Below are 9,129 nucleotides of genomic sequence, written 5' to 3' on the forward strand. Positions count from 1 at the left end.
TTCTTATCTATCCTATTATTACGACTTTATATTTACCGCCAATTGTTGATGATATACATTGACAACCGGTTGTTTATGCTATTCCTTTATTCGAAAAGAGCAATAATTTTAATGATGAAAAAAATCAAATATACCCCAATGGTAAAGACAGCTATGATAATACGGTGTGTATTGCCTTTATTCCTGGCACTACTACTGAGCACTGAACTGGATGCACAACTCATTACTGCTGAACCTGCTTTTCCTACAGCTAATGACGCAGTGACGATTACTTTCGATGCTACCGAAGGTACAGCTGGTTTAGCGGATTGTAATTGTGATGTGTACATTCATACCGGAGTTATTACCTCTCAGAGTACCGGGCCTTCTGACTGGAAATATGTACAGACAAATTGGGGAGAAGCTAATGCTGACTGGCAGTTGGCAGAAGTACCTGGAGATGACAATAAATATACTTTCACCATCACTCCTTCCCTAAAGGAGTACTATGGTGTGCCTGATGGCGAAGAGATTGAGCAAATAGCAATGGTTTTTCGTAATGGCGATGGTAGCCTGGAGGGAAAAGCCACCGGTGGTGCAGATATTTATTATGATGTATTTGAAGACAATATTCCATTGTCAATCAGCCTCAACGCACCATTGGAAGACAATATAGCTGTAGCCTTGGGAGAATTTATCACCATTAGCGGTATAGCTTCAAGTGAAGCGACCCTCTCTATTTTAGAGGACGGAGAGCTAATAATAGAAGAAACTGACGTAACAGAACTTACGTATGAATTGCGCGCGCTGGAAGAAGGGGAGCATGAAGTTACTTTTAGAGCTGATGATGGTACAAATACGCTCACTCAAAGTTTTACGTATACTGCAACTTACCGGGTAGATATTACCGCACCAGTTAATCCCGTAGTCATCACCTTTCCCGGAGCAGTGATTCCGGTAAACGCCACGTCGTATATTGAATCAGATCTGCAAATTCTGGTTAATGGCACCCCGGTGCAAACCGTGACCAATGCTGCGACAATCGGCACGACGATCAATGTTAGTGGTAGCGGAACCCAGGAGGTGGTTGTTGAAGCAACTTACAACGGACTGGTAGCGACATCAAGCTTTGTGTTTGTTATTCCCGGAGATATTGAGCAGGAAGATCCTCCACTAGACCTTCCTCATGGTATCAATTACCTGGGAGACGGTAGTTACCTGTTGCAATTGTATGCTCCTAATAAAGATGTTGTATTTGTAATAGGAGATTTTAATAACTGGCAAGCTTCGGTAGCTTATCAAATGAAGCAAAGCCTGGACGGTAATTTATGGTGGTTGCAAATTGATAACTTGACAGAAGGAGAGGACTATGCTTTTCAGTACCTCGTAAATGGAAATATTAAAATTGCTGATCCTTATAGTCCTATTGTTTTAGACCCCTGGAATGATCCTTTTATTCCTGCTTCGACTTTTCCTGATTTACCGGTTTATCCTACTGGGAAAACAACTGGAATTACCAGTGTATTACAGCCTGGTGCACCGGAATACGATTGGATGACGGAAGCGTTTATACCACCCGCCAAAGAAGACCTTGTTGTTTACGAACTTTTGCTACGTGACTTTTTGGCTAACCATGATTATATTACCCTGTTAGACACCCTTGATTACCTTACCAATTTGGGGGTGAATGCGATTGAATTGATGCCGATCAATGAATTTGAAGGAAATATTAGCTGGGGGTATAATCCGAGCTTCCACATGGCATTGGATAAATATTATGGTACGGCCAATCAGCTGAAGGCCTTTATTGATGAATGCCATAATCGAGGTGTTGCTGTGATATTAGACGTTGTTTATAATCATGCTTTCAGTCAGAGCCCTTTGGCTCAACTCTACTGGGACCCTGTAGCCTTTAAGCCTACGCTGGAAAACCCCTGGCTCAACCCTGATGCTCGTCACCCTTTTAATGTAGGGTATGATTTTAACCATGAGAGTGATGCTACCACTTATTTTGTGGACCGGGTGATGGCGTACTGGATAGAAGAATTTCGGGTAGATGGCTTCCGTTATGATTTGTCGAAAGGCTTTACGCAAACGTTTAATTCAGACGTTGGTGCCTGGGGTAACTATGATGCTTCGCGGATCGAAATTATTAAGCACTATGCAGATGTAGTATGGGGTGTAGATGATGATTTCTATGTAATCCTTGAGCATTTTGCTGCCAATAACGAAGAAATAGAACTAACTACTTACGGGAACGGGATGCTTTCGTGGAGTGGCGGCGGGCTCCATAACCAGTACCTGGAAGCAGCACTAGGGTATCCATCTGATTTGAGCGGTGCCTTTTATTCTTCTCGAGGGTGGACAACCCCGGCCTTGGTTGCCTACATGGAAAGTCATGATGAAGAGCGGATGATGTACAAAAATAGCCAGTTTGGCAATTCCAGCGGAAGCTATAATGTGCGTAATACCGTGACAGGTTTGCGTCGTTGCGAACTGGCGAGTGCATTTTTCTATACCGTTCCGGGGCCTAAAATGCTCTGGCAATTTGGTGAACTAGGCTATGGATTTAGTATCAATTACTGCCAGAATGGTACGATAAACGATGGTTGCCGGGTAGACCCAAAGCCTATTCGTTGGGATTATTTTGAAAGCCCCAATCGTCAGCGACTTTACAATGTTACGAAAGCGTTGATTGAATTGAAAACAGATTACCCGGTCTTCCGTACGACTGATTTTGCGAGTAGCTTGAACGGTACGGCGAAGAAAATTCACTTGAATTCTACCGATATGGATGTCGCTGTCTTGGGCAACTTTGCCGTTGAGGCACAGGCGATATCTAACCCGTTTCAGCAGCAAGGATGGTGGTATGAGTATTTTAGCGGAGACAGTATTCTCGTAGAAGACCTGAGCCAATCGCTCGACCTGGTAGCTGGAGAATACCGCTTGTATACCTCCGTTCGTTTGGACGAGCCTCCAGGTGGTTTTATCACAAATAACCGGGAAGTAACAACTTCTAGTTATCAGTTAGAGGTATTTCCTAATCCTGCAAAGGATCAGGTAGCTATTGATTTTCAGCTACCGGTTGCCTCGAATGTACAGCTGCAAATACTTAACCTTAATGGGCAGGTGTTGAGTACTTTAGCTGAAGAACGAGTGCCTGCAGGCCCTTACCGTATTGGTGCCAGCTTGAAATTGCCTAGTGGTGTTTATTTGGTGCAACTACGCGCAAACGGTTTGTTGCAAACTCAGCGGTTAGTCGTGCAGTAAATTAGCGCTTGTTGAGTTTGAAAATGTCGGATAACCTCATTGGTTGTCCGACATTTTTATGTGGTTTCATTATGTGGCTGCTTCGTGGTCGGGGATTCAGTGCGGAGCGCAACGCGCGGAGCCCGACGGGCGGTGAGCCCGTAACAGGCAGGGATAGCAGCGGTACCACAGGTAAAAGCGTATAGCCCGGCCCCGAGCTTGCGATGGGGGGCTGCATGAAGTAAACGCTTATTGGTAGAAAAAAATGAGATAGAACCATCTTCTGGCTCTATTGTTTAGTCTATAATAAAGGATAATTCTCAATACGCGGGCTTTTTGGATGACTTATTTTGGGATCGCGGCATTGCTGGACGGGTATGCTGTTACCCATGATTTGACTTTTATTGACTAGGCCGTGACGTTTACCGACTTTGTTTTAGTTAACTTCCTTGACGAGATCGACAATTTATTCTATTTTACTGCTGCGACTTTACGCGATATAGGTGAATACCATCAATGCCAGTTGGTTGTGAAGACGATTGCTGAAGTGGAAAATTTACGAGCCCCCTGAAATATTTGTTAAAAAATGAGCCCTATGAAGTACTTTCTCTCTTTTATCATTTTTTGTACTGCACTGCTAGGGTTGCAGGCGCAGCAGCCGGCGCAATACAGTACTTATATGTTGGACCCGATGCGTATCAACCCTGCTTATGCGGGATTGGATTATGCGCTTAGTCTAACGGGGACTTACCGGCAGCAATGGGCAGGATTGGAAGGAGCACCTACCGGGCAGCGACTGAGTGCACACTTGCCACTGTACTTTTTGCGAGGTGGTTTTGGTTTACAGGTAGAGAATGATGAAATAGGAGCCCATCGGCTGAGTCGTGCTCAGGTAGCATATAACTACCAGATGGAACTAGGCAGTGGTGTACTCTCATTGGGTGTTGGAGGTGGTTTTCAGCAATTTACGCTGCGCGGGGGAGAATTAATTACGCCTGATGGTACCTATGGCGAGCCAGGGAATGTTTCTCACAATGACGATTTGCTAAGTTTGGCGACCCAGTCGGGATCAACTATCCAACTATCTACGGGTGTTTATTACCAAAGTGAACGTTTGGAAGTAGGATTGTCGGCTGAGAATATCAACGCAGGGAGTGTTCAATTGGACCAGCTCAACTATAATTTGGCAAGAACTTACAATGCTTTTGTGGTGACCCGTTTTGAAGTGGGGAGGAGTTTTGAACTGCGTCCTTCGATGTGGTTCAGGTCGGATGCTATCGAAAATCAATTAGATGTTTCGCTTTTAGCGGTATACAATAGCAATATTTTTGGAGGGGCCTCGTTAAGAGGATACAACAGTAGCACGCAGGATGCTGTGGTGATTATGGGAGGTTTTCAATTATCTCCTTCATTGCAGTTGGTTTATGCGTATGATGTTGCACTTTCCCCTTTACAAACGGTACATAGCGGCTCTCATGAGATCGTAATTAAGTACCGAATAAATAAGACTTTTGGCGAAGGGAAACCACCGCGGATTATATATCATCCACGGGCCAAATGATAAGAAATACCGGATAAGTATTTCTCCTTACTGCAGATTTAGCAGTACCAATGTTTCATTCTACTCAATAAATTAAAATCTACTCGCACTAAATGTCAGGCAGCTGGCGTTATGCATGGGTTGATGTGTTAAACTCTGCCATGGCAGTGTAAATTCTTTTGATAAATAAGCCAAACGGTCTATATTTACGTTCGCTTTTGAAAATCGGTTAAAAAAATCTGAAAGGAAAACTCGGGTATAAACATGAAGAACTTATCCAAAGTCGCACTACTTCTCCTAGTGCTTGTCCTGGTGTCTTGTGGGCGCCGCGAAAATGGAGAAATCACTGGCGTGTTGGAGCGCCCCACCTGGAAAGGCATTAATCCATTCGGTATGGTTTACGTACCATCTGGTACTTTACACATCGGTCCTAGTGACCAGGATGTAGCCAATACCTACGTGCAGCGCCAGAAGGCGATTTCTATTTCTGGTTTCTATATGGACGAAACAGAAATCACCAATAATGAGTACCGCCAGTTTGTATACTGGGTACGTGACTCATTGGCACACGCTTATCTTGACCACTACATCACTGATGATGATGGCAATGAGAGCATCGATTGGGAATACGATATTGACTGGGAAGACGAAATCCTGGAAGATTTGTACTACCAAGGTGATGATCGCTTTGCTGGTCGCCGTGAGATAGACGTGAGCAAATTTGTTTACGAATACCAATGGTATGATTGGCAGGAAGCTGCTCGTGATCGTGGACAATCTCCTCGTAACGCATTCATTAAGAGCAAAAAAGTAAATGTCTATCCTGATACCTTGGTATGGGTACGTGACTTTGCTTACTCTTACAATGAGCCAATGGCACGTAACTACTTTTGGCACCCTGCTTATGATGATTATCCTGTAGTAGGGGTAGATTGGCACATGGCTAACGCTTTTGCTTACTACCGTACACTGCTTTGGAACAACTATCAGCAAACTCGTGGTGATGGTGTTAATACGGAAGATTTCCGTTTGCCAACAGAGCACGAATGGGAATATGCAGCACGTGGTGGCCGCGAAAATGCGCCTTACCCTTGGGGTGGTCCTTATATCCGCAATGCCAAAGGCTGTTTGCTAGCTAACTTCAAGCCTGGTCGTGGTAACTATCCTGAGGATGGTGGCCAGTACACGGTAAAGGCTGATGCTTACTACCCGAACGATTATGGTCTGTACAATATGTCAGGTAACGTAGCGGAGTGGACCAGTTCTGCTTACTACGACAATGCCTACTCTTTTCAGCATGATCTGAACCCTGATATTCGCTACGATGCTAAGGATGATGATCCGGAGTCATGGAAGCGTAAGGTTATTCGTGGTGGATCATGGAAAGATATTTCCTACTTCCTACAGACGGGTACTCGTCATTGGGAATACCAGGATACCACTAAGAGCTACGTTGGTTTCCGTAACGCCCTGACCTTCTTGGGCCGTTCACTCAACGATTTTTAAGACTAGATTTTCATAGTCGAAAAAGGATGCTACTCAAGAAGTAGTATCCTTTTTCGCTTTTATATCCCGACAACTAAGTCGTTTGGGCCTTGCCCAAACCATTTTAAGACCGGTATATATGTTTTTATTTCCTACAACTTATTGATGGTCAGTGTATTTTGAGGTAAGAAACAGTTAAGAGAATTTTTTTTAGAAAAAAGTGTTCCCTGATCTGTTACTTTTTCTGTGCCCTGCATTATACAGTTGTGTGAAAGCTTTTCAACGCTTAGTCCTCGCCTTTAAAAGAAAGGAGGGGCCACTCAAGAGAGACAATCAAATTAACTAACTCGGTAAAATTGTTACGAGAATGAGTTTCTTAAAAACAAAAAGTTTTAAGTACGTAAAGAATCTGATTATTGGTGTAGGTGCAGCCTTCGTACTTGCAGGAGCACTTTTCAAAATTGAAAGCTGGCCTTTCGCTTCTGAGATGTTGATTCTCGGTATGGGTATTGAGGCCTTCATTTTTGCTTTTCTAGGTATTATCGGGCCAGAACCCGATTACTACTGGGACAAACTGTACCCTGGTCTTGCTGATTACAATACGCCTATCCAGCCTTTGACTGCTGGTGGTGCTGTTGATACGACACCTGGCCTGAATGGAGAAGTAGTAGAGCAGCAGTTGGGTGGTATGTTGACAGAATTGCAAGGTATGTCACGCAGCCTGGGTAGCCTTAAGGCACTACAGGAAGCAGATTTCTCTGGCGTATCTGATCAGGTGAAGTCTATGACCAACTTCTACGGTAAACTGAATGAAGCTATGGCTGACTTGGCTGATTCTGTAGAGGACACCAAGCAGTACAAGGCACAATTGACAGAACTGAACAAGAACATTGCTTCTTTGAACAATTCTTATGCTTCTTTAGGCAACGTATATGGCAACATCATTGGTGCTATGTCTAACGTAGGTAAGTAATTTACCTGCTCTGAATTAATTGTTGAACTAAAAAAGAAGCAAAATATATGTCTATTCCAAAGGAACCGCGGCAGTTAATGATTAACATCATGTATTTGGTGTTAACCGCCCTGCTCGCGTTAAACGTATCAGCGGAAGTGATGAATGCTTTCTTTGCTCTGGATGACGGAAATAAAGAAAGTATCGCTACTGTTGATAGTCAGTTAGAAGCTACTATTACAGGCGTTAAGGATTTATTGAAAGATGACTCTAAGCGCAAGTACCAGCCTATTGGCCCAGCTATTGATGCAGTACGTACAAAAGCTGCTGAATTCAATGCCTACGTTAATGAACTCCGTGATGAGTTAATTGATGTTGCCGGTAATGGTAATGGTGAAGTGGATGAAGAGGATTACACCATTTCTTATGGTAAGCGTGTGCCAAAGGGTAAGAAAAACAAAGATGTTACTACCCGTATTTTGGTGGACGAAGGCCGTGGAGAGGAATTGAAAGCTAAAATATTGGAAACCCGTCAAGAGTTAATTGACGTGTACACCAAGTTGATGCAGGAGAATGGTGATTCATTCAGCTTGAAGCCTGAACAGGTTCAGAGCCGTATCCAAAGTGTCGCTAACAATATGCCTTTCAATATTGACGACGAAACCTGGCAAGCTCCAGGTAGTGATAAGGCGAGCTGGTCGGATTTTAAATTCCGTCAGATGCCTTTAGCTGCTGTTTTGCCACTGCTTTCTCAGATGCAGTCTAACCTGAAGAGCTCTGAAGCTGCGATGGTTAACGATATGGCAGAATTGACAGGTGGTCGTACCATTGAATTCGATGCCTTCTTCCCTGTTGTACAAGCAGACCGCTCTTATGTGGTTGGTGGTGAGAAAATTTCTGCTCAGATTTCAGTAGGTACCTATAGTACTTCACTACAGCCTGAGAACGTAAAGATTTACGCTGGAGGTTCTCAGTTGCCAGTAGGGCAAGGTGGTATTGCAGAATACTCGATCACGGGTAGCGGTGCTGGTCAAAAGACCATCCCTCTACGTGTAGAGGTAGTTAACCCGCTGACGGGTGAAGTATCAAAAGGAGAAAGTGAGTTTGTCTACGAAGTAGGTTCACGCTCAGTGGCAGTTGCTGCAACTAAGATGAACGTATTCTACATCGGTGTAGATAACCCTATCACAATCTCTGCATCTGGAGTAAGCTCTAATGATGTACGCGTAAGCACTAGTGGGCCAATTACCATTAAAGGTAGCGGTAGTAACCGTACGATCAATGCTAGCGCTCCTGGTGCAGCAAAGGTCAGCGTATCTGCTAATGGTACCAGCCTTGGTAGTTTCGACTTCCGTGTGAAGCGTATTCCTAACCCTGAAGCACGTCTTTCTGGTAAGAATGGCGGTGGTATGGGATCTGGTGAATTCAAAGCCCAAGGTGGTGTAGGTGCCTTCCTTGATGATTTTGATTTCGATGCTACTTGTCAGGTTGCCGGATTCGAATTGGTATACGTACCTAAGCGTCAGGATGCAATTCCTTCGCAGAACCGTGGACCACGTTATACGGATGCTTCTCGTCGTTTAGTGAACCAGGCTAAGCCAGGTGATATCTACTACTTTGAGAACGTTCGGGCCAAGTGCCCTGGAGATACTGCTACTCGTAAGATTAACAGTATGGTCTTCACAATTCAGTAATATTTGAACCTTGAGGGGGAGATTTGTTAAAAGTTTCCCCCTCAAGTATGTTAAAGGCAATAGCGGGTTTGGTTAATCCGTTAAATAAGCGCAATTTAGCGATCCGACAGAAGTGAGTACCACTCCTGTCGGAAATCTGTTTTAAAAAAGGAGGGGTTAGGTTCCTTCCAAAAGTGTATAAATACAATCAACTCGGTAAAAATTTACTTCCATGAAGATCGCTCTGAAGC

5 protein-coding genes are annotated in these 9,129 nt (G+C 44.0%); all 5 read left to right on the top strand.

Features of this window, described 5'->3' with window-relative positions; genetic code table 11:
- Window positions 1–114: 114 nt before the first annotated feature.
- The 5 genes from ACRBG0_RS00610 to ACRBG0_RS00630 all read left to right on the top strand — a co-directional run bounded on the left by ACRBG0_RS00610 (window position 115) and on the right by ACRBG0_RS00630 (window position 8,899).
- Window positions 115–3,249, top strand: coding sequence for an alpha-amylase family glycosyl hydrolase (locus tag ACRBG0_RS00610; protein WP_431484996.1), 3,135 nt, complete (start codon window positions 115–117; stop codon window positions 3,247–3,249).
- A 574-nt stretch (window positions 3,250–3,823) separates the two neighbouring features.
- Window positions 3,824–4,789: a PorP/SprF family type IX secretion system membrane protein gene (locus ACRBG0_RS00615; RefSeq protein WP_431484997.1), complete on the top strand. Its 966-nt coding sequence runs from the start codon at window positions 3,824–3,826 to the stop codon at window positions 4,787–4,789.
- 243 nt (window positions 4,790–5,032) lie between these two features.
- Window positions 5,033–6,274, top strand: a complete 1,242-nt coding sequence (locus ACRBG0_RS00620) for an SUMF1/EgtB/PvdO family nonheme iron enzyme (RefSeq protein ID WP_431484998.1) — start codon at window positions 5,033–5,035, stop codon at window positions 6,272–6,274.
- Window positions 6,275–6,620: 346 nt separating this feature from the next.
- On the top strand, window positions 6,621–7,226 hold the full coding sequence (locus ACRBG0_RS00625) for a GldL-related protein (protein WP_020536224.1): 606 nt from the start codon (window positions 6,621–6,623) through the stop codon (window positions 7,224–7,226).
- Window positions 7,227–7,273: 47 nt separating this feature from the next.
- On the top strand, window positions 7,274–8,899 hold the full coding sequence (locus tag ACRBG0_RS00630; RefSeq protein WP_431484999.1) for a GldM family protein: 1,626 nt from the start codon (window positions 7,274–7,276) through the stop codon (window positions 8,897–8,899).
- The last annotated feature ends 230 nt before the right edge of the window (window positions 8,900–9,129 follow it).

Source organism: Lewinella sp., assembly GCF_050633125.1.
GTDB lineage: Bacteria > Bacteroidota > Bacteroidia > Chitinophagales > Saprospiraceae > Lewinella.

What these genes read in the sequence shown, in the direction of transcription:
- ACRBG0_RS00620 (WP_431484998.1), top strand. Translation starts at nt 5,033, where the DNA reads ATGAAGAACTTATCCAAAGTCGCACTACTTCTCCTAGTGCTTGTCCTG.
- ACRBG0_RS00610 (WP_431484996.1), top strand. Translation starts at nt 115, where the DNA reads ATGAAAAAAATCAAATATACCCCAATGGTAAAGACAGCTATGATAATA.
- ACRBG0_RS00630 (WP_431484999.1), top strand. Translation starts at nt 7,274, where the DNA reads ATGTCTATTCCAAAGGAACCGCGGCAGTTAATGATTAACATCATGTAT.
- ACRBG0_RS00615 (WP_431484997.1), top strand. Translation starts at nt 3,824, where the DNA reads ATGAAGTACTTTCTCTCTTTTATCATTTTTTGTACTGCACTGCTAGGG.
- ACRBG0_RS00625 (WP_020536224.1), top strand. Translation starts at nt 6,621, where the DNA reads ATGAGTTTCTTAAAAACAAAAAGTTTTAAGTACGTAAAGAATCTGATT.